Source organism: Streptomyces luteogriseus, assembly GCF_014205055.1.
Taxonomy (GTDB): domain Bacteria; phylum Actinomycetota; class Actinomycetes; order Streptomycetales; family Streptomycetaceae; genus Streptomyces; species Streptomyces luteogriseus.
This window is the reverse complement of record NZ_JACHMS010000001.1, coordinates 6,784,658-6,810,921: the sequence shown is the minus strand read 5'-3', so window position 1 is coordinate 6,810,921 and position 26,264 is coordinate 6,784,658. Positions and strand designations below refer to the sequence as shown.

Here is a 26,264-nt window from a genome sequence, read left to right as displayed (position 1 = left end):
CAGATGCTCGCGTCCACTGTGCAGTTCTCAAACAACGACCAGCCACCCATCACCCCGCCCTCTACAGGCGAGTTCACTGGGGCCGGCGACTGAGGAAATTTCGTTCCCTCAGACACCCAACAGCGTGCCCGGCCAAAACCCGCCCGGAGATCATGCGTTCCACGCTCTTGCGAGCAGTACTAGCAGCCTCCGACCCGAGGTCCTGGCCGAATAGTCAACGTTCCACCCATGAGCAACCAGCATCAGACATTCGCCGATGTACTGGCCTCTGAACCAGGCAAGCCCGGTTAAGAAGTGCTCCTTAGAAAGGAGGTGATCCAGCCGCACCTTCCGGTACGGCTACCTTGTTACGACTTCGTCCCAATCGCCAGTCCCACCTTCGACAGCTCCCTCCCACAAGGGGTTGGGCCACCGGCTTCGGGTGTTACCGACTTTCGTGACGTGACGGGCGGTGTGTACAAGGCCCGGGAACGTATTCACCGCAGCAATGCTGATCTGCGATTACTAGCGACTCCGACTTCATGGGGTCGAGTTGCAGACCCCAATCCGAACTGAGACCGGCTTTTTGAGATTCGCTCCACCTCGCGGTATCGCAGCTCATTGTACCGGCCATTGTAGCACGTGTGCAGCCCAAGACATAAGGGGCATGATGACTTGACGTCGTCCCCACCTTCCTCCGAGTTGACCCCGGCGGTCTCCCGTGAGTCCCCAGCACCACAAGGGCCTGCTGGCAACACGGGACAAGGGTTGCGCTCGTTGCGGGACTTAACCCAACATCTCACGACACGAGCTGACGACAGCCATGCACCACCTGTACACCGACCACAAGGGGGCGCCTGTCTCCAGACGTTTCCGGTGTATGTCAAGCCTTGGTAAGGTTCTTCGCGTTGCGTCGAATTAAGCCACATGCTCCGCCGCTTGTGCGGGCCCCCGTCAATTCCTTTGAGTTTTAGCCTTGCGGCCGTACTCCCCAGGCGGGGCACTTAATGCGTTAGCTGCGGCACGGACAACGTGGAATGTTGCCCACACCTAGTGCCCACCGTTTACGGCGTGGACTACCAGGGTATCTAATCCTGTTCGCTCCCCACGCTTTCGCTCCTCAGCGTCAGTATCGGCCCAGAGATCCGCCTTCGCCACCGGTGTTCCTCCTGATATCTGCGCATTTCACCGCTACACCAGGAATTCCGATCTCCCCTACCGAACTCTAGCCTGCCCGTATCGACTGCAGACCCGGGGTTAAGCCCCGGGCTTTCACAACCGACGTGACAAGCCGCCTACGAGCTCTTTACGCCCAATAATTCCGGACAACGCTCGCGCCCTACGTATTACCGCGGCTGCTGGCACGTAGTTAGCCGGCGCTTCTTCTGCAGGTACCGTCACTTTCGCTTCTTCCCTGCTGAAAGAGGTTTACAACCCGAAGGCCGTCATCCCTCACGCGGCGTCGCTGCATCAGGCTTTCGCCCATTGTGCAATATTCCCCACTGCTGCCTCCCGTAGGAGTCTGGGCCGTGTCTCAGTCCCAGTGTGGCCGGTCGCCCTCTCAGGCCGGCTACCCGTCGTCGCCTTGGTGAGCCACTACCTCACCAACAAGCTGATAGGCCGCGGGCTCATCCTGCACCGCCGGAGCTTTCGACCATCACAGATGCCTGCAATGGTCAGTATCCGGTATTAGACCCCGTTTCCAGGGCTTGTCCCAGAGTGCAGGGCAGATTGCCCACGTGTTACTCACCCGTTCGCCACTAATCCCCACCGAAGTGGTTCATCGTTCGACTTGCATGTGTTAAGCACGCCGCCAGCGTTCGTCCTGAGCCAGGATCAAACTCTCCGTGAATGTTTTCCCGTAATCGGGATGACACGCACGAGAGCGGAACAGTCAGGCGGAATAGGCCCGACCGTTCACAGCGTCCTCGCTGTGTTTTCTTCAAAGGAACCTCGACCATCGGGTATCCGATGGACGGGGTATCAACATATCTGGCGTTGACTTTTGGCACGCTGTTGAGTTCTCAAGGAACGGTCGCTTCCTTTGTACTCACCCTCTCGGGCTTTCCTCCGGGCTTCCCTTCGGTCTTGCGTTTCCGACTCTATCAGATCCTTTCCGATCCGATTCCCTGTCGGCGGGATTTGCCGTTCGGCCCGGGCTTTCGCTCGTCGGCCTTTCGACATTCACTACGTTAGCGGATTCCCCGGCCAACTCATAATCGAGTCTGTCGGCGTCGAATTCAGGCATGCGGGCACGCCGAATTCGCCCCTGCTGAGGGGAGTCGCTGGGTAGTGGTTTGGCCGCTTCCGGCTGCAGGGCGAGTGCCCTACCCGGATCAGCGGCTCGGGCCACATTACGCACCTCGGCAGGGCACGTCAACTTCGGCGGCGCCTCGGGACATGGGCTCGATAGGGGCTCACCGTCGGGTCGTTGGCGACCCAGAAGCGCCAGGGGTGCCCGGCGCCTTCACCGCCCACACCGGTGCGGGGACCGTTGTGTACCTGGTCGGAGGGCACGGGAGTGCCCGTCAGCATGCGGAGCGGGGTGTCCTGAGAGGTGCACGCGTCGGTGCCGTCCAGGGAGCGGTCCACGTTCAGGGCCGTGGCGAGCCGGGCCGGGCCTTTGGCCAGTTCCTTGTCGTTACGGGCCGAGAGTCGACGGGTCCGGGCCAGTTCGGCGCCCTCGACGATCTCGCCGGCTCGGAGCAGGACCGCGCTCGCCTTTCCCTCGGGGCCGCAGACCAGGTTCATGCAGAACCACATGCCATAGGTGAAGTAGACGTACACATGACCGGGCGGACCGAACATCACGTCATTGCGGGCCGTGCGGCCGCGATAGGCGTGGGACCCGGGGTCGTCGGCGCCGTCGTAGGCCTCGACCTCGGTGAGGCGGAGGGCGATCGGACCGTCCGGGGTGCTGCGGACCAGGATGCGGCCGAGCAGGTCGGGGGCGACATCGAGGACGGGCCGGTCGAAGAACTCCCTGGACAGGGGCGTACGGTCGGGGGTCGCGATCATGCCCTCCGAGGGTACTGGAGACGAGTGGTGCCGGGGGGTGGCCGACGGGCACCCGCCTTGCCAGGCTGGGGCATGGAACCGGCCACGGCCGGATCGCGTTTGTATGGATCAAGGATCCACCCGTAGTGGGCGAGAGGGAGAGACATGGCGTTCAAGAAGCTGCTCGCGAGCCTGGGGGCCGGCGGGGCTTCGGTCGAGACGGTGCTGCACGAGGTCAACGTCGTCCCGGGCGGTGTCGTCCAGGGTGAGGTGCGAATCCAGGGCGGGTCCGTCAACCAGCAGATCGAGGGGCTCTCGGTCGGGCTGCAGGCCAAGGTCGAGGTCGAGAGCGGCGACCAGGAGTACAAGCAGGACATCGAGTTCACGAAGTCGCGGCTGGGCGGGGCGTTCGAGCTGCAGGCGAACGCCGTGCACGCCGTGCAGTTCGGTCTGGAGATCCCGTGGGAGACGCCGATCACGATGATCGACGGTCAGGCCCTGCGCGGCATGAACATCGGGGTGTCGACCGAGCTGGAGATCGCCCGTGCGGTGGACTCCGGTGACCTGGACCCGGTCAACGTGCACCCGCTGCCCGCGCAGAAGGCGATCCTCGACGCCTTCGTCCAGCTGGGCTTCCGGTTCAAGAACGCGGACATGGAGCGCGGTGTGATCCGCGGGACGCGGCAGCGGCTGCCGTTCTACCAGGAGATCGAGTTCTACCCGCCGCAGCAGTACCGCGGGCTGAACCAGGTCGAGCTGAGCTTCGTGGCCGACCAGACCGCCATGGACGTCGTCCTGGAGATGGACAAGAAGCCGGGGCTGTTCAGCGAGGGCAGCGACACCTTCCGCTCCTTCCAGGTGGGTCTCAACGACTACCAGGGGACCGATTGGACCGCTTACCTCAACCAGTGGCTGTCCGAGGTCGGCAGCAAGCGCAACTGGTTCTAGGCTCGGGGGCGACTGCAAGAAACGATCAGGAGGTACCGAGGTGACCGAGCTCAAGCGGCGGCCGCTCCCCCACGACTTCCATCCGCCCGTCGCGTCGTTCACGGTGACGAGCGAGGACGTCGCGGAAGGTGCGACGCTCAAGGACGCTCAGGTCTACGCGGCCGGCAACACCTCGCCGCAGCTGCGGTGGGAGGGCTTCCCGCCCGAGACCAAGAGCTTCGCCGTGACCTGCTACGACCCCGATGCTCCGACGGGCAGCGGCTTCTGGCACTGGGTGCTGTTCGACATCCCGGCGTCGGTGACCGAGCTGCCGGTGGGTGCCGGCGGCGGCAAGTTCGAGGGCCTGCCGGAGGGCGCGATCCACGCTCGTAACGACTACGGCGGCAAGGAGTTCTGCGGGGCCGCGCCGCCTCCCGGGGACGGTCCGCACCGGTACGTGTTCACGGTGTACGCCGTGGATCAGGAGAAGCTCGGTCCGGACGCGGACGCGTCGCCCGCCGTGGTCGGCTTCAACCTGCGGTTCCACACGATCGGGCGGGCCCAGCTGATCGGCGAGTACGAGGTGCCCGCCGAGGGCTGAGCGAGTCGCCCGCAATCCCGGCGTTCATGGAACGTTTGCCCGCTCCTGGTCTTGGAATTGATCAGGAGCGGGCATTTTTGTTGCCGGGGGTCGCGGGGGTCGCCCCCCTGTGGAAGCAGCAGATATTGCGTTGTCCATCTCGGCGTGCCCGGCCAGAGTTGATCCCAGCCCGCCAGGGGGTGGGCCGGTGCACACGGGAGGTGGGCTGGTATGCGGGACACGCTGGTACTGAACGCGAGCTTCGAGCCGCTGTCGACGGTGACGTTGAACCGAGCCGTCGTTCTGGTGCTTCAGGACAAGGCCGTCGTCGAGCAGGCCCACCCCGAGCTGCGGATGCGGGGAGCCGCGGTCGACATACCGGCGCCCCGTGTGATCAGGCTCTGCCAGTACGTACGGGTGCCGTTCCGAAGACAAGCGCCGTGGTCGAGGCGGGGTGTGCTGGTCAGGGACCGGCACCGGTGCGCGTATTGCGGGAGGCGGGCGACGACCGTGGACCACGTGGTGCCGCGGTCGCAGGGTGGACAGGACACGTGGCTGAACACGGTGGCCTCGTGCGCGCAGGACAATCACCGTAAGGCGAACCGGACTCCGGAGGAGGCGGGGATGCCGCTGCTGCGGCGGCCGTTCGAGCCGACTCCGGCGGATGCGATGTTGCTGACGCTGGCGCAGGAGGACCTTGCGGCGCTGCCGGATTGGCTGGTGCTGGACGCGGCGTGACCAGTCGCCGGAGGAGCTCAGGTGGTTCCTCGGCTTACGGTCGGTTCGTGGCTTGTCGCGCAGTTCCCCGCGCCCCTTGAGTGGGTGCGGGGAACGTGCGTTGTGGGTGCTGTCAGTCGATGGACGGCTTCTCGCGGCGTTCCTGGGCGGGAACTCCGCCTCCGGTCGCGCCGCCGTTGCCGCCGGAACCGCCGCCGAGACCGCCGAAGTTGCCCATGGCGCCGGAGAGGCCCTTGAGGGCGTCGCCGATCTCGCTGGGGACGATCCAGAGCTTGTTGGCGTCGCCTTCGGCGATCTTGGGGAGCATCTGGAGGTACTGGTAGGAGAGCAGCTTCTGGTCCGGGTCGCCGGCGTGGATGGCCTCGAAGACCGTACGGACGGCCTGGGCCTCGCCCTCGGCGCGCAGCGCGGCCGCCTTGGCCTCACCTTCGGCGCGCAGGATCTGGGACTGCTTCTCACCTTCGGCGCGCAGGATCTCGGACTGCCGGACACCTTCGGCCTGGAGGATCGCGGCGCGCTTGTCGCGGTCGGCGCGCATCTGCTTCTCCATCGAGTCCTGGATGGAGGTGGGCGGCTCGATCGCCTTGAGCTCAACGCGGTTGACGCGGATGCCCCACTTGCCGGTGGCCTCGTCGAGGACGCCGCGCAGGGCCGCGTTGATCTCCTCGCGGGAGGTCAGGGTCCGCTCCAGGTCCATGCCACCGATGATGTTGCGGAGGGTGGTGACGGTGAGCTGCTCGATCGCCTGGATGTAGCTGGCGACTTCGTACGTCGCGGCCCGGGCGTCGGTGACCTGGTAGTAGATGACGGTGTCGATGTTGACGACCAGGTTGTCCTGGGTGATCACCGGCTGCGGTGGGAAGGGCACGACCTGTTCGCGCAGGTCGATGCGGTTGCGGATGGTGTCGATGAACGGGACGACGATGTTGAGGCCCGCGTTGAGTGTCCGCGTGTAGCGCCCGAAGCGCTCGACGATGGCCGCGCTGGCCTGTGGGATGACTTGGATCGTCTTGATCAGGGCGATGAAGACCAACACCACCAGAATGATCAGGACGATGATGACCGGTTCCATCGTCGTTCCCCGTGTCCCTTCTCCGCTTCGGCGCCTTCGGCAGATCTTATGGTTGTCGAAGATCTTGCTGGTCGAGTCTGACAGACCGTCGTGCGGCTGGCGAGGAGTTCACTCCAGTTACGTCTCGCGAGGTCACATGATGATCGCGGTGGCTCCCTCGATGTCCACGACATCCACTTCCTGGCCTACTTCGTAGGCGTGGCCGGTGTCGAGGGCGCGGGCCGACCAGACCTCGCCGGCCAGCTTGATCCGGCCCCCGGAGGCGTCGACGCGTTCCAGGACGACGGCTTGTCTGCCCTTCAACGCGTCCACGCCGGAGGCGAATTGGGGGCGCTGGGCGCGATGGCGGTTCGCGATGGGCCGTACGACGGCGATGCCCGCGGTCGAGATGACGGCGAAGACCGCGACCTGGGCGACGGCTCCGCCGCCGAAGACGCCGGTGACCACCGCCGCGGCGATGGCGCCCACCGCCAGCATGCCGAGTTCGGGCATCGCGGTGACCACGAGCGCGATGCCGAGCGCTGCCGCGCCGATCAGCCACCACAGCCATGCGTCTATTTCCACATGGTCATGGTAGGTCCGCGGGCCCTGTCGCCGACAGGGCGCCCGTGGTGTGAAATCCCGTTCTCACTCCGGGATTTGTGGGATGACGGTCGGCTTCAGGTGAGCGGGAGGCCCTGTGCGGTCCAGCGCTCGCCCGACTGTTCGACCACGAGCGGGAGGCCGAAGCAGAGGGACAGGTTGCGGGAGGTGAGCTCCAGCTCCAGCGGGCCTGCGGCGAGGACCTTGCCCTGGCGGATCATGAGGACGTGGGTGAAGCCCGGGGGGATCTCCTCGACGTGGTGGGTGACCATGAGCATCGAGGGGGCGATCGGGTCCAGGGCGAGACGGCCGAGGCGGCGGACGAGGTCCTCGCGGCCGCCGAGGTCGAGGCCGGCGGCGGGCTCGTCGAGGAGGAGCAGCTCGGGGTCGGTCATCAGGGCGCGGGCGATCAGGGTGCGCTTGCGCTCGCCCTCGGAGAGCGTGCCGAACCGACGCTCCAGGTAGTCGCTCATGCCGAGGCGGTCGAGGAAGGCGCGGGCGCGCTGTTCGTCGATGTCCTCGTAGTCCTCGTGCCAGGTGGCGGTCATGCCGTAGGCGGCGGTCAGGACCGTCTCGAGGACGGTCTGGCGCTTGGGGAGCTTCTCGGTCATGGCGATGCCGGCCATGCCGATGCGGGGGCGCAGCTCGAAGACGTCGGTGCCGGGCCGGCCGAGGGTCTCGCCGAGGATGGACGCGGTGCCCGAGCTGGGGAAGAGGTAGGTGGAGGCGAGGTTGAGGAGGGTGGTCTTGCCGGCGCCGTTCGGGCCGAGGATGACCCAGCGCTCGCCCTCCTTGACCGACCAGGAGACCTGGTCCACCAGAGCCCGGCCCTCACGGACCACGGATACGTCCTGAAGCTCCAGAACATCGCTCATGAGCGCGTTGTCTCCCCTTGCAGTGTGGCCGGTCTCGGCTGTCGCGTAAGCCTGTGGCTCGGTCCGCCGCGCCGGTGGGCGCAGCCCTCCATGAAATCTACGCCACCGGTCGGCCGGGACATTCCCTCGGTCCGGTCCTTGGAGGGTCCTAGGGTGGAGGCATGCTCTCGGAACCACGTGCTGGACGTCTCGCAGCTTGGGGAAATGCCCTTTTGGCCGGACATGTCTCGCCGGACGACGCTGTGCTGGCCGTCGTCGGCGAGGACGCGGTGCACCGGGTGGAGGGGCTGCCCGGGGAGTCGGCGCCCGTGGGGCTCACTCTCGCGCTGGGGCGGCTGCGGACGCTGGGCGTGACCGGACTGCGGGTCGCGCTGCCCGCGCCGGGGCATCCGCTGGGGCTGAGCGGGCCGCCGGAGTTCAACGCGCGGGCGCTGGACGCCGAGCAGGCGGTGGTCTGTTACGGCGCCGCGTTGGGGCTGGTGCCGGAGGTGTACGAGGCCGGACCCGAGGGCGATGTGCACGTCGAGGTCGTGTGGCATGTGCTGCCCGTGCGGGAGGCGCCGCCGGCGGACGTGCCGTCGCTGGGTGAGGCCGAGCGGGAGCTGGCGGAGGCCCTGCGGGAGGCCACCGAGCTGCTGACGCGGCTGGATGTGGCCGGGTCGGGGCCGGTGGCGGAGGCGGCGATCGATGCGTACCGGGCGCGGGCCGAGCGGGGGCGGGAGGTGCTGGCGCCGGGGTATCCGCCGCGGGCCGTGCGGGTGCTGGAGCTGGCTCAGCGGGTGGGGACGCTGATCGCCGTGGCGACGGAGCGTGGGCACGGCGGTGCGGTGAGTTCGTCGGAGATCTTCGCGCGACGCGAGGCGTTGCGGCCGGTGGAGCGGACGGCTCGGCGGGCGCAGGTCGCGGCGTACAACTCCGTTGTGGAGGAGCGGGAGCGGGGGGTGCGGTGACGGTTCTTCGTGTGGTGCTCGGCGTTTGTGCCGGAGGCGGGGGTTTCTCAGCCCGACGGAGCGGGGTGCTCGGCGTTGGTGCCGAGGCCGGGTGGGTCCGCAGCCCGGCGGAGCGGGGTGCCGCTGCGCCCACCCGTGCCGCCCCTAGCGGCACGCATGCCCGCAGCTAAGCGGCTGCGCACGCCCGCAGCTGGGCGGCAGGCATGCCCGCAGCCGGGCACATGCCGGGCGGCCTCCCGGGCAGGACCGGGAGGCCGGTGTCACCTCCGGCTCGGAGACGGAGGTGGAGCGTCAGTGGTTGACGGCGAGGTTGCCGAAGGCCGGGTTCAGGATGCCCACGACGTTCACGCTGTTGCCGGACACGTTGACCGGGACGTGCACCGGGGCCTGGACGACGTTGCCCGAGCCGACGCCCGGGGAGCCCACGGCCTGGCCGTCGGCGTGGGCGCTGGTGGCGGAGGCCATGCCCGCGCCGGCGGCCAGCAGACCACCCGTCACCATCGTCACGGCCGCTGCCTTCTTCAGGTTCTTCACTTCTGAGCCCTCCTAGCGATTGCCGCGGCAGGCGCCGCAGCACGCACTGGAGAACGGCGGAGATCCACCGAGGTTGCGCCATCCGGGGGACGTTCCCACGACAGTATGAATCTCGGTCCGGAACGCAACCTTCCGAGTTGCCGTGGGGCGAGCGGATCAGCCGGTCACGCCATGGCGAACGGCCCACAGCGCGGCCTGTGTCCGGTCGGCCAGGTCGAGTTTCATCAGGATGTTCGAGACGTGGGTCTTGACGGTCTTCTCGGAGAGGACGAGCGCGCGGGCGATCTCCCGGTTGGAGCGGCCGTCCGCTATGAGGCCGAGCACCTCGCGCTCCCGCTCGGTGAGCGAACCCGCCCTTCCCGTACCCGAGTTGGACTCCTCCTGCGCCAGCAGGGCGCCGGCGACCTCCGGCTGGAGGAGGATGTGCCCGGCGTGGACCGAGCGGATGGCTCCGGCGAGGGCGTCGGGGTCGACGTCCTTGTAGACGTATCCGGCGGCGCCGGCGCGCAGGGCGGGTACCACCGTCCGCTGCTCGGTGAAGCTGGTGACGACCAGCACGCGCGCGGGGTTGTCCAGCTCGCGGAGTCTGCGCAGGGCGTCGACGCCGTCCATGCCCGGCATCTTGACGTCCATGAGGATGACGTCGGGCCTCAACTCCTCGGCGCGGTCGACTCCTTCGGCCCCGTCCGCCGCCTCTCCGACGACCTCGATGTCGTCCTGCACTTCGAGGAAGGTGCGCAGGCCCCGGCGGACGACCTGGTGGTCGTCGACGAGCAGCACCTTGATCGCGTCAGCCACCGGGAACCTCCATCTCGATCACGGTGCCCTTGCCGGGCACCGATTCCACGGTCAGCGTGCCGCCGGCGCCGCTCGCCCGGTCCCGCATCGAGACCAGGCCCAGGTGGCGTCCCGCGTGGCGGACCGCTCTCGTGTCGAAGCCGCTGCCGTCGTCCGTGACCCTGAGGACGGCTCCGCCGCCGCGGCGGTCCAGGGTCACGTCGACATGGTCGGCGCCGGAGTGGCGCAGGGCGTTGTGCAGGGCCTCCTGGGCGACCCGCAGGAGGGCTTCCTCCTGGGAGGCGGGCAGGGCCTTCACGCCGTGGCCGGCGAAGGTGACGCGGGCGTGGTGGGCCCGGTCGAGGACCTGGATCTGCGTCCGGAGGGTCGCCACGAGGCCGTCCTCGTCGAGGGCGGCGGGGCGCAACTCGACGACCGCCGCGCGCAGTTCGTCGGCGGCCTCGGCGGCCAGGACGGCCACCTGCTGGAGTTCGCCCTTGGCCCGGGAGGGGTCACGGTCCACCAGGCGGGCCGCGGCCTGGGCGGTCAGGCGCAGGGAGAACAGCTTCTGGCTGACCGCGTCGTGCAGTTCGTGGGCGAGGCGGGAGCGCTCCTCGGCGATGGTCAGTTCGCGGCTGCGCTCGTAGAGGCGGGCGTTGGTGAGGGCGATCGCGGCGTGCTGGGCGAGGATGCCGAGCAGGTCCTCGTCGTCCTCGGTGAAGCCGCAGCCGCCTTCGGGCCGCGCACGGTTCTTGTTGGCCAGGAACAGCGCTCCGATGACCTCGTCGCCGTCGCGGATCGGCAGGCCCAGGAAGTCGACCAGGTCGGGGTGGGCCTTCGGCCAGCCCTCGAAGCGGGGGTCCTCGCGGACGTCCGCGAGGCGCTCGGACCTGGCCTCGTGCAGCATCGCGGCGAGGATGCCGTGCTGGCGCGGGAGGGGGCCGATGGCCTTCCACTGCTCCTCGCTGACGCCGTCGACCACGAACTGGGCGAAGCCGCCGTGGTCGTCCGGGACGCCGAGCGCGGCGTACTCGGCGTCGAGCAGCTCGCGGGCCGAGGCGACGATCGTCTTGAGGACGTCACGCACCTCGAGATGCCTGCTCATGGCCAGCAACGCGGAGCTCACCGCGGCGAGGCCGGACCGGGGACCGTGACTCATGTCCTCACGGTACCGGCGGACTGTGACAGGGCGGATCGGACCGGTGGCGGCCGAGCTCCCGGTCGGTGGACCTAGGTCCCGGGGCGGAGACGGCAGGTCCGGGGGTCCTGGGGCCGGGGCCGCCGGGCCCGGGGCCTAGGGCGAAGGAACCCGGCGGACCGGGGCCCGCGTCCGAGGCGGCCCGGGCGGCTCCGTTCCTAGGTTGAGGGCACGCGATCACGACGAGGGAGCGGATCATGCCGGTTGCGATCATCACCGGGGCCTCGAAGGGGCTGGGGCGGGCGCTGGCCCGGGCCCTGGCCGGGCGGGGCTGGGACCTGGTGCTCGACGCCAGGGGGGCACAGGCGCTGGCGGCGGCGGAGGCGGTGTCCGCGCAGGGCACGCGGGTGTCCGCCCTGCCCGGGGACGTCACGGACGCCCGGCACCGGGCGGAGCTGGTGGCGGCGGCCTGGCGGCTGGGCGGCCTGGACCTGCTGGTGCACAACGCCAGTGCCCTGGGTGCCGAGCCGCTGGTCAGGCTGGAGGAGCTGCCCCTGGAGGGGTTGCGCCGGGCGCTGGAGGTGAACCTGGTGGCGGGGCTGGGCCTGGTCCAGGAGGCGCTGCCGCTGCTGCGGGCCTCGCGGGCGGGCGCCGTCCTCACGGTCAGCTCGGACGCGGCCGTCGAGGCGTACGAGACCTGGGGCGGTTACGGGGCGTCCAAGGCTGCCCTGGACCAGCTGGCGGCCGTGCTCGCCGTGGAGGAGCCGGGGCTGCGGGTCTGGGCGGTGGATCCCGGGGACATGGCCACGGACCTGTACGCGGCGGCCGTACCGGGGGACCGGGAGCCGCGGCCGGAGCCGGCGGCTGTCGTGCCGGGGTTCCTGAGGCTGCTGGACGAGCGTCCGGCGAGCGGGCGGTACGGGGCACCGGCGCTGCTGGACGGAGCCCGATGACCCTGGCCGTGCGTGTGCCGGAGGAGCTGTCGGCCCGGGTGCCGGTCGAGCAGCGGGGGCCGGGGCTGGAGCGGGACGCCGTACGGATGCTGGTGTCGCGGGGTGCCGAAGTGGCGCACCACACGTTCCGGGAGCTGCCGCTGCTGCTGCGGGCCGGGGATCTGCTCGTGGTCAACACCTCGGCGACGCTGGCGGCGGCCGTGGACGGGTGGACCGGGCACGCGCGCGTGGTGGTGCACTTCTCCACGCGCGGGGACGACGGCCGCTGGGCGGTGGAGCTGCGGGAGCCCGACGGGCGGGGGACCACGCGCGCGCGTGAGGGTGGGCCCGCGGGGAGGGAGGTGCGGCTGCCGGGAGGCGTGGGGCTGGTTCTGGAGGAGCCGCTGAGCGGGCGGGGTGAGCGGCTGTGGTGGGCGCGGGTGTCCGGGCCGGGGGTGCCGGGGCTGCTGCGGGAGTACGGGCGGCCCATTCGCTACGCCTATACGGAGCGGGACCAGCCGCTGTCCGTCCACCAGACGGTGTTCGCGCTGCCGTCGGCGGACGGGACGGGCAGTGCGGAGATGCCGAGCGCGGCGCGGCCCTTCACGGCCCGGCTGGTGACGGAGCTGGTGAGCCGGGGGGTGCTGTTCGCGCCGGTCACGCTGCACACGGGGGTGGCCTCGGCGGAGGCGCACGAGCCGCCGTATCCGGAGCGTTTCGCGGTGCCGGAGGCGTCGGCGCGGCTGATCGACGCCACCAGGGCCGGTGGGGGCCGGGTGGTGGCGGTGGGGACGACGGCGGTGCGAGCCGTGGAGTCGGCGGTCGGCGCCGACGGGGCCGTACGCGCGTGTGCGGGATGGACGGAGCTCGTCGTGACGCCGGAGCGTGGGGTGCGGGTGGTGGACGGGCTGCTGACCGGGCTGCACGAGCCGCAGGCGTCGCACCTGCTGATGCTGGAGGCGGTCGCGGGGCGGGTGGCGGTCGAGCGGGGGTACGAGGCCGCGCTGCAAGGGCGCTATCTGTGGCACGAGTTCGGGGACGTGCACCTCGTACTGCCCTGAGCGCACCCCTGAAAGGGCCTCACACAGAGCATCGCTTGTGCAACTGCGCGTGAGACTGATCTAGGGGCGGTGTGAGCCCTCGCATAGGACCCACGTCACGTACGAACGGACGTAGGAGACAAACTCGCCCCTTTTGAGCGGCGCGGATAGTCCAATCTGCCCCGATTCACCCCTCCCTGATCCACTATCTTCCTTCGTACGTCACACCTTTGCCACGCCATTTTGCGGCCGCTAAGAATTGGCGACGTCGCTCAGCGCCGTGGGTTCACCTCCGCGGCGTTTGTGTCGGAAACACACCGAGTCCAACGCCGGACGCCGAGCGACTCCCGCGCTATTCGAAGAGGTCCACGCAGCATGCCCAAGAACATCTTCAGCCGTGTTCAGAGTCGAAGCCTGACCCGTCACCACAAGATCGCCATGGCCGGTGTCGCCACCCTCGGCGCCGTCGCCATCGGAGTCTCCGCGGTACCGAGCGGCGCCTCGACCAAGACCACGACCGAGGCCGCTCAGCCGGCTGCGGTGGCGTACAGCAACCAGCAGATCAAGGACGTCAAGGCGAGCGTCACGGACCAGATGGCCGGCGCCAGCCTGAAGGCCGAGCAGATCGCGGCGAAGAAGAAGGCCGACGCCGCGGCCGCCGCCAAGAAGAAGGCCGCCGCCGAGGCGGCGAAGAAGAAGGCCGAGGCCGCGCGCCAGGCCAAGGAGGCCGCGAGCCGCGCCGCCAAGCGCGCCGAGGCCAAGAAGGTCGTCAGCTACCCGAACAACCTCGACGGCTGGATCCGCGAGTCGCTCGCCATCCTGAAGAAGCACGACATCCCCGCGTCCTACGACGGCATCCACCGCAACATCATGCGGGAGTCCTCGGGCAACCCGAAGGCGATCAACAACTGGGACATCAACGCCATCAACGGCATACCGTCGAAGGGCCTGCTCCAGGTCATCCCGCCGACCTTCAAGCACTGGCACGTCCCCGGTACCTCCTGGGACATCTACGACCCGGTAGCCAACATCACCGCCGCCTGCAACTACGCGGCCGACAAGTACGGCTCCATGGACAACGTCGACAGCGCGTACTGAGGTCGGCGCGGACCTCTGAGACAGCTGTACGAGCGCCGAAGGGCGGCACCCTCCTGTCGGGGTGCCGCCCTTCGGGCGTCGCGTCGTGGCGTGGTGACTACTTGCGCATGACCTCGGGCTCGTGGCGGCGCAGGAAGCGGGCCACGAAGAAGCCGCAGATCACGCCGAGGACGAGCAGCGCGCCCATGTCCATCGCCCAGGCCCCGACCGTGTGCTCCCACAGCGGGTCGGTGTCGCCGGCCGTCTCGGGGGGGCTGATCTTGTTGAAGTCCAGCGTGGCGCCGGAGGCGGCGACCGCCCAGCGCGACGGCATCAGGAACGAGAACTGGTTGACGCCGACCGATCCGTGCAGCGTGAACAAGCAGCCCGTGAAGACGACCTGGATGATGGCGAACATCACCAGCAGCGGCATGGTCTTCTCGGCGGTCTTCACCAGCGAGGAGATGATCAGGCCGAACATCATCGAGGTGAAGCCCAGGGCCATGATCGGCACGGACAGCTCGACGAGCGTGGCACTGCCGAAGACCAGGCCCTCCTCGGGGATCTCCCGGCTGGAGAACCCGATGACACCGACGAGCAGGCCCTGGAGCACGGTGATCATGCCGAGCACGAACACCTTGGACATCAGGTACGCCGAACGCGAGAGGCCGGTGGCGCGCTCCCGCTCGTAGATGACGCGTTCCTTGATCAGCTCTCGGACCGAGTTCGCCGCGCCCGCGAAGCAGGCGCCGACCGCGAGGATCAGCAGGACCGTCGTGGCCGTGCCGTTCGGGATGATGCGGCCGGTCTGCGGGTTGGCCGGGTTGGGCAGCAGGCCCTTGTCGGCGTCGATGAGCAGGCTGACCGCGCCGAGGACGGCCGGCAGGATCACCATCAGGGCGAGGAAGCCCTTGTCCGAGGCGATCACCGAGACGTATCGCCGGACGAGCGTGACGAACTGGGACACCCAGCCCTGCGGCTTCGGCGGCTTCATCGCCTGCATCCGCGGGACCTGTACGGACTGCGGCGCAACGGCGTCGATGTCCGCGGCGTACATCTGGTAGTGCTGCGAGCCCTTCCAGCGGCCCGCCCAGTCGTAGTCGCGGTAGTTCTCGAAGGCGGAGAAGACATCGGCCCAGGTGTCGTAGCCGAAGAAGTTCAGCGCCTCCTCGGGCGGGCCGAAGTAGGCGACCGAGCCGCCCGGCGCCATCACCAGCAGCTTGTCGCAGATCGCCAGCTCGGCCACCGAGTGGGTGACGACGAGGACGGTACGGCCGTCGTCGGCCAGGCCGCGCAGCAGCTGCATGACGTCGCGGTCCATGCCCGGGTCGAGGCCGGAGGTCGGCTCGTCGAGGAAGATCAGCGACGGTTTGGTGAGCAGCTCCAGGGCGACCGACACGCGCTTGCGCTGGCCACCGGACAGGGACGTGACCTTCTTGTCCTTGTGGATGTCGAGCTTGAGCTCGCGCAGCACCTCGTCGATGCGGGCCTCGCGCTCGGCGCCGGTGGTGTCGGCGGGAAAGCGCAGCTTGGCCGCGTACTTGAGGGCCTTCTTGACGGTCAGCTCCTTGTGCAGGATGTCGTCCTGCGGGACCAGACCGATGCGCTGGCGCAGCTCGGCGAACTGCTTGTAGAGGTTCCGGTTGTCGTACAGCACCTCGCCCTGGTTGGCGGGGCGGTAGCCCGTGAGCGCCTTGAGCAGGGTCGACTTGCCGGAGCCGGACGGGCCGATGACCGCGATCAGCGACTTCTCCGGGACGCCGAAGGAGACGTCCTTGAGGATCTGCTTGCCGCCGTCGACCGTGACGGTCAGGTGGCGGGCGGAGAAGGACACCTCACCGGTGTCGACGAACTCCTCGAGCCGGTCGCCGACGATGCGGAACGTCGAGTGGCCGACGCCGACGACGTCGGTCGGGCCGAGCAGCTGCGTGCCGCCCTTGGTGATGGGCTGGCCGTTGACGTACGTGCCGTTGTGGGAGCCGAGGTCGCGGATCTCCATGCGGCCGTCGGGCGTGGCGTGGAACTCGGCGTGGTGCCGGGAGACCTGGAGGTCCGAGACGACCAGCTCGTTCTCCAGGGCACGGCCGATGCGCATCACGCGGCCGAGGGAGAACTGGTGGAACGTGGTCGGGCTGCGGTCGCCGTGGACCGGCGGCGCCCCCGCGACACCGCCGATGCCCTGCTGCTGCGGGATGTGCGCCGCGGGCTGCTGCGGCTGCTGCCAGCCGGCCTGGGGGGCCTGCTGCTGCGGCTGCTGGTGCGGCGGCTGCTGGGCCGGAGCCTGCTGGCCCCAGCCGGGGTTCGCGCCCTGCGCCGCGTACGGCTGCTGCTCGGGCCGGGCCTGCGGCGTGGCGACGGAGGCCGCGGCGCCGGACAGGTTCAGGCGCGGGCCGTCGGTCGCGTTGCCCAGGTTGACGGCCGAGCCGGGGCCGAGCTCCATCTGATGGATGCGCTGCCCCTGCACGAACGTGCCGTTGGTGCTGCCGTGGTCCTCGATGACCCAACTGCGGCCGTTGAAGCTGACCGTGGCGTGACGCCAGGAGACCCTGGCGTCGTCGAAGACGACGTCTCCCTGCGGATCACGTCCGAGGGTGTATGCCCTGGACGGATCGAGCGTCCAGGTACGTCCGTTTGATTCCAGTACGAGTTCCGGCACTCCATGCCCCACTGAGTTGTCCCCCGATTTACCCCCGGCATGGGGAGTCTAGGGATGTCGAACATCGGGGGGAACTATTTCAGGAGCTGGCCTCTGACCGAAAGTCGGGCCTTGTGAAGACCGCGTCCGGACGCATCGGCCGATCCCGTTGACGGGGTTGAAACCGGGCCGGAGAGTGGTATTTCGACGCGAGGGGGACATGCGTGGTGTTCCCGTCGCGCAGCGGATCGGGGGGTCTGCCATGAGTGCTGCCGCAGGGGTCGAGTCGGTGAGGGACGACACGCGCGTGCCGTGGGGGGATGTGCTGATGTCCGCCGTGGCCGCCGTGAGCTGGGCGTTGATCGGGATGGCGGGGACGGCGGCGCTGGGTCTGCGGCTGCTGGAGGCGGATGCGGCGGGCTCGTCGGGGCCGATGACCGCGGCGGTGGTGGCCCTCGGGGCGGGTGGTTCGGTCACGCCGTCCGGTGATGTGTCGGCGTTCGGCCTCACGGGTGCGGAGGCGGAAACGGCCATCGAGATCACGCCACTGGGGGTGAGCCTGGTCGGGGCGCTGCTGCTGTCCTGGTTCTTCCTGCGGTCCTTGCGGGCGGCGGGAGTTGTGATCTCACCGGCCGAACTGCTCGCCCGGGCGGGGGCGGTGGTGGCGCTGTTCGTAGTGATGCTGGGCGGGCTGGCCTGGGCGGGGCACGACGTCATCACCATCGACGGGGGGTCGCTGGGGCTGGACGACGTGACCGGCGGGGGCGGCGGCATCGAGGTCCCGGGGCTCGGGGACATCGGGGGGCTGCTGCCGGACCGGCTCGGCGACCTGGTCGACGCGCAGGCCGCGGTCGGCTTCACGGTCGACACAGCACCGACGCTGCTGGGCGGGCTCGGCTGGTCGATCGGCATCCTCGTCATCGCTCTGATGGCCTCGCGCCGTACGCCGCTGCCGCGGGGCTGGGAGGCCGTGCACCGGGTCGTACGGCCGGCCGTGTCGGCGGTGGTGACCGTGCTGCTGGTGGCGGTGGCGGCGGGGTACGCGGCGGCGGCGTACGCGGCGCTCGGTGACGACCATCCCCGGCGTATCGCCGGGGCGGCGCTGCTCGGGGCGCCGAACGGCGTGTGGCTGGGGGTGCCGCTCGGCCTGTTCGTGCCCTGGGACGGGCGGGCGACAGGCGAACTGACCCGGTTCCTGCCGGATCCGCTCGACGATCTGCTCGGCACCGGGGCCGACCGGCCGGTGACGCTGGGCCGGCTGGCCGAGCTGGACGGGCGCGTGTGGCTGCTGGGGGTGGCGGCGGCCTCGATGATGCTGCTGGCGGGTGTGCTGGCGGCGGTCCGTACGCCGGTCGGTGCGGCGGGAGAAGGGCCCGGTGCCCTGCGCTTCGCGGGCCGGTGCGCGCTGCGACTGGGGGTCGCGACCGCGCTCACCCTGCCCCTGCTGGCCTGGCTGACGGACGCCTCCGTGACCGCGTCCCTGTCCGTGCTCGGCATCGACGCCTTCGGCGCGGGCATCGACCTGCACGGCCACCCCGGCGCGGCCCTGCTGCTGGGCGCGGGGTGGGGCGCCGGCGCCGGGGCGGCGGGGGCGCTGCTCGCGTGGGGGTTCGGGGCTGCGGGGCACCGGGCTACGGCGTTGGCGCGGGGGGAGGGAGTGCCGGCGCCGGCCGGTGGGGCGGGGGGTCTGGTGGGTGCCGGGGGGCCTGGGTACGGGGGCGGGGGCAGTGGGACGGGGGGTCTGCCGGGAGCTGGGTCGGCGGCGTACGGGAACGAGGCCGGTGGGGCGGAGGGTCTGCCGGGAGCTGGGGCGACGGCGTACCGGAGCGAGGCCGGTGGGGCGGAGGGTCTGCCGGGAGCTGGGGCGACGGCGTACCGGAGCGAGGGCAGTGGGACGGGGGGTCTGCCGGGTGGCGGGAGGCCTGGGTACGGGGGCGGCGGGCAAGGAGCCTGGCCTGAGGGTGGTGCGGGGTGGCCTGGGGGCGAGGCCGATGCTGGGCAGATCGAGACCCGGAGCGGCCAAGGCCCGATGGGATGCGGCCAGGGCAGCGGGCAGGCCCCGTCAGGGCCCGGCGCAGGACCCGAAGACGGCGGCGGCGTCTGGCAGGCGCGGCCAGGGGTCGGATCGAGGGCCGGGGAGGGCATCGCCCGGTCGCGGGGCGGCGCGGAGTCTGGGAGCGGTGCCGGGGCGCCCGGGCCCCGGGACGACGGACGAGGCGAGGAGGCCGGGCCGTATACGCCGGGTACGCCGTACCGGCCGCCCAACCCGGGTACCAATCCGTACCTCCGGGTGCCGGACGGGTTGCGAGAGCCGGAGGGCGTCTGGCCTCCCGGGGCGGAACGGCCTTCCGGTGCCGCGTCCGGGCCCGGCATCGACACACCGGCGGACGACGAACCCCCGGCCCCCGGCGACGTCTACGGCGCCCCCACCGTCGTACGGCCGGTCGGGCCGCCGCCGCGTGGTCCCCGGCAGGCACCGGGGCCGGGGAACGGGAACGGGCCCCCGCCTCCGCCGCCTCCTCCCCCGCCGCCACGGAAACCGCGTAGGGGGGAATGACCAGCCAGGGCGCGGGGCGGGGCGTACCGGCACGCAATGTTCACCGGGCGGCGCGACATGCAGTGTTCGCTGTCCGCCAGACGGACCTCGGGGGCGGTGTGCCCCGCCCGCCGGATACGGTGGAACCACCATGAGCGCTTCGCAGACCTCGTCTTCCGACGTCCCTGCCGACGTCCCCACCCTCCTTGTGAAGATCTTCGGCAAGGACCGGCCGGGCATCACCGCCGGCCTCTTCGACACCCTCGCCGCCTACTCCGTCGACGTCGTCGACATCGAGCAGGTCGTCACCCGTGGCCGGATGGTGCTGTGCGCGCTCGTGACCGAGCCGCCCCCCGGCCTGGAGGGCGATCTGCGGGCGACGGTCCACAGCTGGGCCGAGTCGATGAAGATGCAGGCGGAGATCATCTCCGGCCTCGGCGACAACCGCCCGCGCGGGCTGGGCCGCTCCCTGGTCACCGTGCTCGGGCACCCGCTCACCGCGGAGGCGACGGCCGCGATCGCCGCCCGGATCACGAAGACCGGCGGCAACATCGACCGTATCTTCCGGCTCGCCAAGTACCCCGTGACCGCCGTCGAGTTCGCCGTCTCCGGCGTGGAGACCGAGCCGCTTCGCACCGCCCTGGTGACGGACGCGGCGCGGCTCGGCATCGACGTGGCGGTCGTCGCCGCGGGCCTGTACCGGCGCGCGCAGCGACTGGTCGTCATGGACGTCGACTCGACGCTGATCCAGGACGAGGTCATCGAGCTGTTCGCCGCGCACGCCGGCTGCGAGGACAAGGTCGCCGAGGTGACGCAGGCCGCGATGCGCGGGGAGCTGGACTTCGAGCAGTCCCTGCACGCCCGTGTGGCGCTGCTGGAGGGGCTGGACGCCTCGGTCGTGGACAAGGTGCGCAGCGAGGTGCGGCTGACGCCGGGCGCCCGCACCCTGATCCGCACGCTGAAGCGTCTCGGCTACCAGGTCGGTGTCGTCTCGGGCGGCTTCACCCAGGTCACGGACGATCTGAAGGAGCGGCTCGGGCTGGACTTCGCCCACGCCAATACCCTGGAGATCGTCGACGGCAGGCTGACGGGCAAGGTCACCGGCGAGATAGTCGACCGTGCGGGCAAGGCCCGGCTGCTGCGCCGGTTCGCCGCGGAGGCGGGTGTGCCGTTGTCGCAGACCGTGGCGATCGGTGACGGTGCCAATGATCTGGACATGCTGAACGCGGCCGGTCTCGGTGTCGCCTTCAACGCCAAGCCGGTGGTGCGCGAGGCCGCGCACGCCGCGGTGAACTTCCCCTTCCTCGACACGGTCCTGTACCTGCTGGGCGTCACGCGCGAAGAGGTCGAGGCGGCGGACACCCTCGAGATCTCCTGAACCGGGACCGGTCGGGAAGGGCCCGGCGCCGCACCGGCGCCGGGCCCTGTCACGCGGAAGTCGTCACTCGGCCGGGGCCCAGTAGTCCCGCAGCTCGGCGGCGCCCGGCTCCAGGCTCTTCCACGGGCTGCCGAACGACAGCACGGCGAAGGCGGCGGCCGGGAAGCCGCGGCGGGTCATCCGCTCCCGGGCCTCGTCCTCGCCCGAGCCGGCCAGCACCTCGGCGAGGCCCTGGATCCCCGGGTTGTGCCCGATCATGAGGACGTTCCGCACGTCGTCGGGGGTCTCGTTGAGCAGGGCGATCAGCTCGCCCGGTGAGGCCTCGTAGATCCGCTCCTCGTAGACGGTTTTCGGCCGCTGCGGGAACTCCTGGACCGCGAGCTTCCAGGTCTCCCGGGTCCGGACCGCGGTGGAGCACAGGGCCAGGTCGAAGGCGATACCGGTGTCGGTCAGCCTGCGCCCGGCCTCCGCCGCTTCCGTTCGGCCCCGGTCGGCGAGCGGACGCTCATGGTCCGCGACCTGTGGCCAGTCGGCTTTCGCATGGCGGAAGAGGACAATCCTGCGGGGTTCTGCGACGCTCATGAGATCCAGCTTCGCATGAAACACGCCACGGGGCGCAGGGAGTTGACCACGGGCTTCGGCCGTGATCAGCGGGCCATGAGCTCCTGTGCACGCTCGAAGAGCCGGGTGATCGCGGGGTCGCCGGTGGCCGCGTGGGCATCGGACGGGTTCAGGATCAGGGCGAGCAGTGCGGCGAAGGCGAGCACGGGCAGCGCGAGAGCCCACCAGGGCAGCCGGCCGGCGGCACCGGCCGATGTCGCCGGGTGGGGCCGCGTGGGCGTAGGGGCCGACATGGGTGCCTCCGCTCTCCGAGTGGTCGGTGACCGTCTCGCGGTCACACACTCGAAGCTACGGAATCCTCGGCCGCCGACCCATCCGGTGATCCACCCACTTGACCCTGACCCTCACCCCCTAGGGGACAGGGGGCCAGCCCCACCACGGGCCGCGTACGGGCGGGTCATGGCGAGGCGATGGTCGCGATGACGGCGATGACGATGAAGATCGCGAAGAAGGCGCCGAAGACGAGCAGCATCTTCTTCTGACCGTGCTGGGGATTCGGGTCGAGCACTGGCATGGGGCAAGTCTCCCACCCCCGGTGCCCGCCGGGCGCCCCGGGGTGACTCCCGTCCTGGGCGGGGGCTCAGCGGGCGGCCTCGTCCTCCACCGTGCGGTCGCGGCCGGCCAGGAAGCCGACGGCCATCTGCGGGATCATCAGGGCGCTCATCAGCGCGATCGGCAGACCCCAGCCGCCGCTGTGCTGGTAGAGGACGCCCACCAGGAGCGGTCCGGGGATGGAGATGAGGTAGCCGGTGCTCTGCGCGAACGCCGACAGCTGGGCGACGCCCGGGCCGGTCCTGGCCCGCATGCCGACCATGGTCAGGGCGAGCGGGAAGGCGCAGTTGGCGATGCCGAGCAGCACGGCCCAGGCCCAGGCGCCGGCGGCGGGTGCGAGGTACAGCCCGGCGTAGCCGGCGAGGCCGCAGACGCCCAGGGCGAGCACGATCGGGCCCTGGTGGGGCAGCCGGGTGGCCAGGCGGGGTATGACGAAGGCCAGGGGCACGCCCATCACCATGGTGACCGCCAGCAGCAGGCCCGCGGTGCCGGCGGGGACACCGGCGTCCCGGAAGATCTGCGCCATCCAGCCCATCGTGATGTAGGCGGCAGTGGCCTGGAGCCCGAAGAAGACGGCCAGGGCCCATGCGGTGCGGCTCCGGGCCATGCGCAGCCGGGGCGCCTCCACGCGCGCGTGCTCCGTCGGGGCCGGGCCCCGGCTCGCTGTCTCCGCGGCCCGCTCCCCCGCCCCGGGCGGCGTGACGCGCCCCCGCACGAAGGGCAGCCACGGCAGAACGGCTGCCACGGCGAGCCCCGCCCACAGGGCCAGGCCGGTCTGCCAGCTGCCGCCGAGGGTGTCGGTCAGGGGGACCGTCACCGCGGCCGCGAGGGCCGTGCCGAGGGCGAGGGCCATGGAGTACAGGCCGGTCATGGACCCCACGCGGTCGGGGAACCAGTGCTTGACGATGACCGGCATCAGGACGTTGCTGACCGCGATGCCCATGAGGGCCAGGGCGCTGCCCGCCAGGAAGCCGGCCGTGCCGCCCGCGTACGGCCGTATCAGCAGGCCGGTGGCGATGGCGGCCATGCCGGCGCACACCACGGCGCCGGCCCCGAAGCGGCGGGCGAGCCGCGGGGCCATGACGCCGAAGACGGCGAAGCACAGCGGCGGCACGGAGGTGAGCAGCCCGGCCACGCTGCCGCTCATGCCCAGCCCGTCGCGGACCTCCTCCAGGAGGGCGCCGAGGCTGGTGATGGCGGGGCGGAGGTTCAGCGCGGACAGCACGATGCCGAGGACGAGCAGTCGCACCGTCCACGCGCGTGCGGACGCGCCGCCCGGTTTCCCGGCGTCGTGCGCGGCCGAGCTGCGTACGGTCGGGGGTGTCGTCGTCCGGGTTTCCTCACTAGGCATGAGACCCATCATAGAATCATAGGATGATTGACTGTCCACTCCCCGGCCGCCCCCGGGCGCCCCGCTCGTGCGAAGGTGTGCCATGCCCCTGAGCCATCCCCGCCGCTCGGCCCTGTCCGAGCAGGTCATCGCAGCGCTGCGGGCCCAGATCACCTCGGGCGAGTGGCCGGTCGGCTCCCGGATCCCGACCGAGCCGGAACTGGTCGAGCAGCTGGGCGTCGCCCGCAACACGGTCCGTGAGGCCGTCCGCGCCCTGTCGCACAACGGCCTGCTGGACATCCGCCAGGGGTCCGGCACATACGTCGTGGCGACGAGCGAGCTGGCGGGGGTGATGCAGCGGCGGTTCGCCGAGGCCGACCCCCGGCACATCGCCGAGCTGCGCTCCACGCTGGAGTCGGCGTCCGCCCGGCTGGCCGCCGAGCGGCGCACGGAGAAGGACCTCAGGCAGCTCGACGCGCTGCTGCGGCGGCGTGAGGAGGCCTGGGAGTCGGGTGACAAGGAAGCGTTCGTGGCCGCGGACGCCACGTTCCACCTGGCCGTGGTGTCCGCGTCGCACAACGACGTGATGACGGCCATGTACGCGGACCTGGGCGAGGTGCTGCGGGACTGGCTGCGCGAGGACGTCGGCGAGAGGCTGACACCGGAGACGTACATGGACCACGGGCGGCTGCTGGAGGCGATCCGCGCGGGCGAGGCCGACACGGCGGCCGCGGAGGCGGCCCGCTATCCGTTCCTGTGCCGGCCGGGCGGGCTCAGCGCTCCCGCCGGTGATTGACACCGCCCGCCCGGCTCAGCGCTCCCACCGGTGACTGACACCGCCCGCCCGGCCCAGCGCTCCCACCGGTGACTGACACCGCCCGCCCCGCTCAGCGCTCCCGCCCGTGACTGATCCACACGTCGCCGACCTCTTTCCAGCACCGCCCCGTCAGCCGCACGGTCTGCGCGGGCCCGGCCTCGACCGGTGCGCTGTCGGTGTCGATGTCCCACCAGCGAGCGCACTCGACGTGCAGGCTCACCCGGTCGGGCTCCGGGTAGGGGTTGTGGCAGTACACGGTCACCCTGGACCCGGTCACGCGGATCCGGCACGCGGCACCGAAGGGGTCCGCCGACGCGTGGTCGTCGGCGGGCACGCGCGCGTGGGGCACCGCCTCGTACGCCAGGGTCAGTACGAGCGCGGCTGCGACGGACAGTGAGGCCATGCGGCGGGACAAGCGCACAAGGGGACCTCCTCGGCCGTGCTGGGGAGGGGCTCGGGTGGTGAACGCGTACTCCAGAGTGCCCAGTTGCGGGCCTGTCCCGCCCGGTCGGCTGCGCCGAACGGGTGACGCCCCGCTCCCCGCGCGCTGCGGGAAACGGGGCGTCGAGGACGTACGGGAGATCAGGCGCCGATGGCGTGCAGACCGCCGTCCACGTGGATGATCTCGCCCGTGGTCTTGGGGAACCAGTCGCTCAGCAGCGCGACGACGCCACGGCCGGCGGGCTCGGGGTCCTTCAGGTCCCACTCCAGCGGGGAGCGGTCGTCCCATACGGAGGCCAGCTCGCTGAAGCCCGGGATGGACTTGGCGGCCATGGAGCCGAGCGGACCGGCCGAGACGAGGTTGCAGCGGATGTTCTGCTTGCCCAGGTCGCGGGCCATGTAGCGGCTGGTGGCCTCCAGGGCGGCCTTGGCCGGGCCCATCCAGTCGTACTGCGGCCAGGCGAACTGCGCGTCGAACGTCAGACCGACGACGGAGCCGCCGTTCTGCATCAGCGGCAGGCAGGCCATGGTGAGCGACTTCAGGGAGTACGCCGAGACGTGCATGGCCGTGGCGACCGACTCGAACGGCGTGTTGAGGAAGTTGCCGCCGAGGGCGTCCTGCGGGGCGAAGCCGATGGAGTGCACGACACCGTCGAGGCCGCCGAGCTCCTCGCCGACGATGTCGGCGAGCCGCCCGAGGTGCTCGTCGTTGGTGACGTCGAGCTCGATGACCTTGGTGGGCTTGGGGAGCTTCTTCGCGATGCGCTCGGTGAGCGTGGGCCGCGGGAACGCCGTGAGGATGATCTCGGCGCCCTGCTCCTGGGCCAGCTTCGCGGTGTGGAAGGCGATGGAGGACTCCGTCAGCACACCCGTGATCAGGATGCGCTTGCCCTCGAGAATTCCGCTCATGGTGATCAGTGACCCATTCCCAGTCCGCCGTCAACGGGGATGACGGCTCCAGTGATGTACGAGGCGTCGTCCGAGGCGAGGAACCGCACCGTCGCGGCGATCTCCTCCGGCTGCGCGTACCGGCCGAGCGGCACCTGCTTCACGATGCCTTCGCGCTGCTCGTCGGTGAGCACCTTGGTCATGTCGGTGTCGACGAAGCCGGGCGCGACGACGTTGAAGGTGAGGTTGCGCGAGCCCAGCTCACGGGCGAGGGAGCGCGCGAAGCCGACCAGGGCGGCCTTGGAGGCGGCGTAGTTCGACTGGCCGGGGCCGCCGTACAGACCGACGACCGACGAGATGAGCACCACGCGGCCCTTCTTGGCGCGCAGCATCCCGCGGTTGGCGCGCTTCACGACGCGGAAGGTGCCGGTGAGGTTGGTGTCGATGACCGAGGTGAAGTCCTCCTCGGACATGCGCATCAGGAGCTGGTCCTTGGTGATGCCCGCGTTGGCGATGAGGACCTCGACGGGGCCGTGGGCCTCCTCGATCTCCTTGTAGGCCTGCTCCACCTGCTCGGCGTCGGTGATGTCGCACTTGACGGCCAGGCAGCCCAATTCCGTCAGGGCGGCCGGCGGCTCACCCGAGCGGTATGTGATGGCGACCTTGTCGCCGGCATCGGCGAAAGCGCGGGCGATGGCGAGGCCGATGCCCCGGTTGCCTCCGGTGACGAGAACCGAGCGGCTCAACGGATCACCCTTTCGATAGCGGTCTGATGCCCGCCCGGCCGCCTGGACAAGACAGGCGGTGACGACAGGCGGCTTCCTCGAAAACCTATCGGTCCGGGCACGCCCGCGGACAATCGGGCACC

General features: G+C 70.4%; 25 protein-coding genes and 1 rRNA gene. 10 read left to right on the top strand and 16 right to left on the bottom strand.

The window, feature by feature from the left end; translation table 11 throughout:
• Positions 1-305: 305 nt before the first annotated feature.
• Positions 306-1,831: ribosomal RNA gene (locus tag BJ965_RS30350) — 16S ribosomal RNA — on the bottom strand.
• A gap of 524 nt (positions 1,832-2,355) precedes the next feature.
• Positions 2,356-2,997: a DNA-3-methyladenine glycosylase gene (locus BJ965_RS30345; protein WP_184913029.1), complete on the bottom strand. Its 642-nt coding sequence runs from the start codon at positions 2,995-2,997 to the stop codon at positions 2,356-2,358.
• 144 nt (positions 2,998-3,141) lie between these two features.
• On the opposite strand from BJ965_RS30345, the gene BJ965_RS30340 reads away from it, so the two are divergent.
• From BJ965_RS30340 to BJ965_RS30330, 3 genes are all read left to right on the top strand, one after another.
• On the top strand, positions 3,142-3,924 hold the full coding sequence (locus BJ965_RS30340) for a sporulation protein (RefSeq protein ID WP_184913028.1): 783 nt from the start codon (positions 3,142-3,144) through the stop codon (positions 3,922-3,924).
• 40 nt (positions 3,925-3,964) lie between these two features.
• A complete protein-coding gene (locus tag BJ965_RS30335; protein ID WP_184913026.1) occupies positions 3,965-4,504 on the top strand; it encodes a YbhB/YbcL family Raf kinase inhibitor-like protein in 540 nt (179 codons plus the stop codon).
• 210 nt (positions 4,505-4,714) lie between these two features.
• Positions 4,715-5,221: an HNH endonuclease gene (locus BJ965_RS30330; protein ID WP_184913023.1), complete on the top strand. Its 507-nt coding sequence runs from the start codon at positions 4,715-4,717 to the stop codon at positions 5,219-5,221.
• A 112-nt stretch (positions 5,222-5,333) separates the two neighbouring features.
• Here the strand turns inward: BJ965_RS30330 and BJ965_RS30325 are convergent, their stop codons facing one another.
• The 3 genes from BJ965_RS30325 to BJ965_RS30315 form a co-directional block, all read right to left on the bottom strand.
• Positions 5,334-6,293 carry an SPFH domain-containing protein gene (locus BJ965_RS30325; protein ID WP_030852280.1) on the bottom strand — a complete coding sequence of 320 codons (960 nt, stop codon included), beginning with the start codon at positions 6,291-6,293 and terminating at the stop codon, positions 5,334-5,336.
• 132 nt (positions 6,294-6,425) lie between these two features.
• Positions 6,426-6,857 (bottom strand): NfeD family protein, encoded by a 432-nt coding sequence (locus BJ965_RS30320; RefSeq protein ID WP_030852283.1) that lies wholly within the window; start codon positions 6,855-6,857, stop codon positions 6,426-6,428.
• A 95-nt stretch (positions 6,858-6,952) separates the two neighbouring features.
• The gene (locus tag BJ965_RS30315) at positions 6,953-7,750 is read right to left on the bottom strand and encodes an ABC transporter ATP-binding protein (RefSeq protein WP_184913020.1); all 798 of its coding nucleotides are present in this window, start codon (positions 7,748-7,750) and stop codon (positions 6,953-6,955) included.
• 161 nt (positions 7,751-7,911) lie between these two features.
• Here BJ965_RS30315 and BJ965_RS30310 point away from each other — a divergent pair, with 161 nt between their 5' ends.
• Positions 7,912-8,700 (top strand): hypothetical protein, encoded by a 789-nt coding sequence (locus BJ965_RS30310; protein WP_184913018.1) that lies wholly within the window; start codon positions 7,912-7,914, stop codon positions 8,698-8,700.
• A gap of 291 nt (positions 8,701-8,991) precedes the next feature.
• Here BJ965_RS30310 and BJ965_RS30305 read toward each other — a convergent pair whose 3' ends face one another.
• From BJ965_RS30305 to BJ965_RS30295, 3 genes are all read right to left on the bottom strand, one after another.
• Positions 8,992-9,234, bottom strand: coding sequence for a chaplin (locus BJ965_RS30305; RefSeq protein ID WP_030852293.1), 243 nt, complete (start codon positions 9,232-9,234; stop codon positions 8,992-8,994).
• Between the two features lie 156 nt (positions 9,235-9,390).
• A complete protein-coding gene (locus tag BJ965_RS30300) occupies positions 9,391-10,032 on the bottom strand; it encodes a response regulator (RefSeq protein WP_031111056.1) in 642 nt (213 codons plus the stop codon).
• On the bottom strand, positions 10,025-11,170 hold the full coding sequence (locus BJ965_RS30295) for a GAF domain-containing sensor histidine kinase (RefSeq protein WP_184913015.1): 1,146 nt from the start codon (positions 11,168-11,170) through the stop codon (positions 10,025-10,027). The genes BJ965_RS30300 and BJ965_RS30295 overlap by 8 nt, the downstream gene beginning before the upstream one ends.
• 236 nt (positions 11,171-11,406) lie before the next feature.
• On the opposite strand from BJ965_RS30295, the gene BJ965_RS30290 reads away from it, so the two are divergent.
• From BJ965_RS30290 to BJ965_RS30280, 3 genes are all read left to right on the top strand, one after another.
• A complete protein-coding gene (locus tag BJ965_RS30290) occupies positions 11,407-12,102 on the top strand; it encodes an SDR family NAD(P)-dependent oxidoreductase (protein ID WP_184913013.1) in 696 nt (231 codons plus the stop codon).
• Positions 12,099-13,142 (top strand): S-adenosylmethionine:tRNA ribosyltransferase-isomerase, encoded by a 1,044-nt coding sequence (locus BJ965_RS30285; protein WP_184913011.1) that lies wholly within the window; start codon positions 12,099-12,101, stop codon positions 13,140-13,142. Before BJ965_RS30290 ends, BJ965_RS30285 begins: the two co-directional genes overlap by 4 nt.
• A 354-nt stretch (positions 13,143-13,496) precedes the next feature.
• Positions 13,497-14,219: a transglycosylase SLT domain-containing protein gene (locus tag BJ965_RS30280; protein WP_184913009.1), complete on the top strand. Its 723-nt coding sequence runs from the start codon at positions 13,497-13,499 to the stop codon at positions 14,217-14,219.
• A gap of 97 nt (positions 14,220-14,316) precedes the next feature.
• On the opposite strand, the gene BJ965_RS30275 is transcribed toward BJ965_RS30280, so the two are convergent.
• Positions 14,317-16,854: an ABC transporter ATP-binding protein/permease gene (locus tag BJ965_RS30275; protein ID WP_184913007.1), complete on the bottom strand. Its 2,538-nt coding sequence runs from the start codon at positions 16,852-16,854 to the stop codon at positions 14,317-14,319.
• A 241-nt stretch (positions 16,855-17,095) separates the two neighbouring features.
• Here BJ965_RS30275 and BJ965_RS30270 point away from each other — a divergent pair, with 241 nt between their 5' ends.
• Both BJ965_RS30270 and serB read left to right on the top strand, forming a co-directional pair.
• Positions 17,096-19,390, top strand: a complete 2,295-nt coding sequence (locus tag BJ965_RS30270) for a streptophobe family protein (protein WP_184913004.1) — start codon at positions 17,096-17,098, stop codon at positions 19,388-19,390.
• Positions 19,391-19,520: 130 nt separating this feature from the next.
• Entirely contained in the window at positions 19,521-20,747 is a 1,227-nt protein-coding gene (gene serB / locus BJ965_RS30265) for a phosphoserine phosphatase SerB (protein ID WP_184913002.1), read from the top strand.
• 63 nt (positions 20,748-20,810) lie between these two features.
• Here the strand turns inward: serB and BJ965_RS30260 are convergent, their stop codons facing one another.
• The 4 genes from BJ965_RS30260 to BJ965_RS30250 form a co-directional block, all read right to left on the bottom strand.
• Positions 20,811-21,329 carry a SixA phosphatase family protein gene (locus BJ965_RS30260; RefSeq protein WP_184913000.1) on the bottom strand — a complete coding sequence of 173 codons (519 nt, stop codon included), beginning with the start codon at positions 21,327-21,329 and terminating at the stop codon, positions 20,811-20,813.
• A gap of 65 nt (positions 21,330-21,394) precedes the next feature.
• Complete coding sequence (locus BJ965_RS30255; RefSeq protein WP_184912998.1) at positions 21,395-21,601, bottom strand: hypothetical protein; 207 nt, start codon at positions 21,599-21,601, stop codon at positions 21,395-21,397.
• 164 nt (positions 21,602-21,765) lie between these two features.
• Positions 21,766-21,882, bottom strand: a complete 117-nt coding sequence (locus BJ965_RS39985; protein ID WP_097215821.1) for an SGM_5486 family transporter-associated protein — start codon at positions 21,880-21,882, stop codon at positions 21,766-21,768.
• 66 nt (positions 21,883-21,948) lie between these two features.
• Complete coding sequence (locus BJ965_RS30250; RefSeq protein ID WP_184912995.1) at positions 21,949-23,283, bottom strand: CynX/NimT family MFS transporter; 1,335 nt, start codon at positions 23,281-23,283, stop codon at positions 21,949-21,951.
• Between the two features lie 70 nt (positions 23,284-23,353).
• Here BJ965_RS30250 and BJ965_RS30245 point away from each other — a divergent pair, with 70 nt between their 5' ends.
• Positions 23,354-24,046, top strand: coding sequence for a FadR/GntR family transcriptional regulator (locus BJ965_RS30245; protein WP_184912993.1), 693 nt, complete (start codon positions 23,354-23,356; stop codon positions 24,044-24,046).
• Between the two features lie 91 nt (positions 24,047-24,137).
• Here BJ965_RS30245 and BJ965_RS30240 read toward each other — a convergent pair whose 3' ends face one another.
• From BJ965_RS30240 to fabG, 3 genes are all read right to left on the bottom strand, one after another.
• Entirely contained in the window at positions 24,138-24,488 is a 351-nt protein-coding gene (locus BJ965_RS30240) for a hypothetical protein (RefSeq protein ID WP_184912990.1), read from the bottom strand.
• Between the two features lie 161 nt (positions 24,489-24,649).
• The gene (gene fabI, locus BJ965_RS30235; RefSeq protein ID WP_030852333.1) at positions 24,650-25,417 is read right to left on the bottom strand and encodes an enoyl-ACP reductase FabI; all 768 of its coding nucleotides are present in this window, start codon (positions 25,415-25,417) and stop codon (positions 24,650-24,652) included.
• Between the two features lie 5 nt (positions 25,418-25,422).
• A complete protein-coding gene (fabG, locus tag BJ965_RS30230; RefSeq protein ID WP_030852336.1) occupies positions 25,423-26,142 on the bottom strand; it encodes a 3-oxoacyl-[acyl-carrier-protein] reductase in 720 nt (239 codons plus the stop codon).
• Positions 26,143-26,264 lie beyond the last annotated feature (122 nt).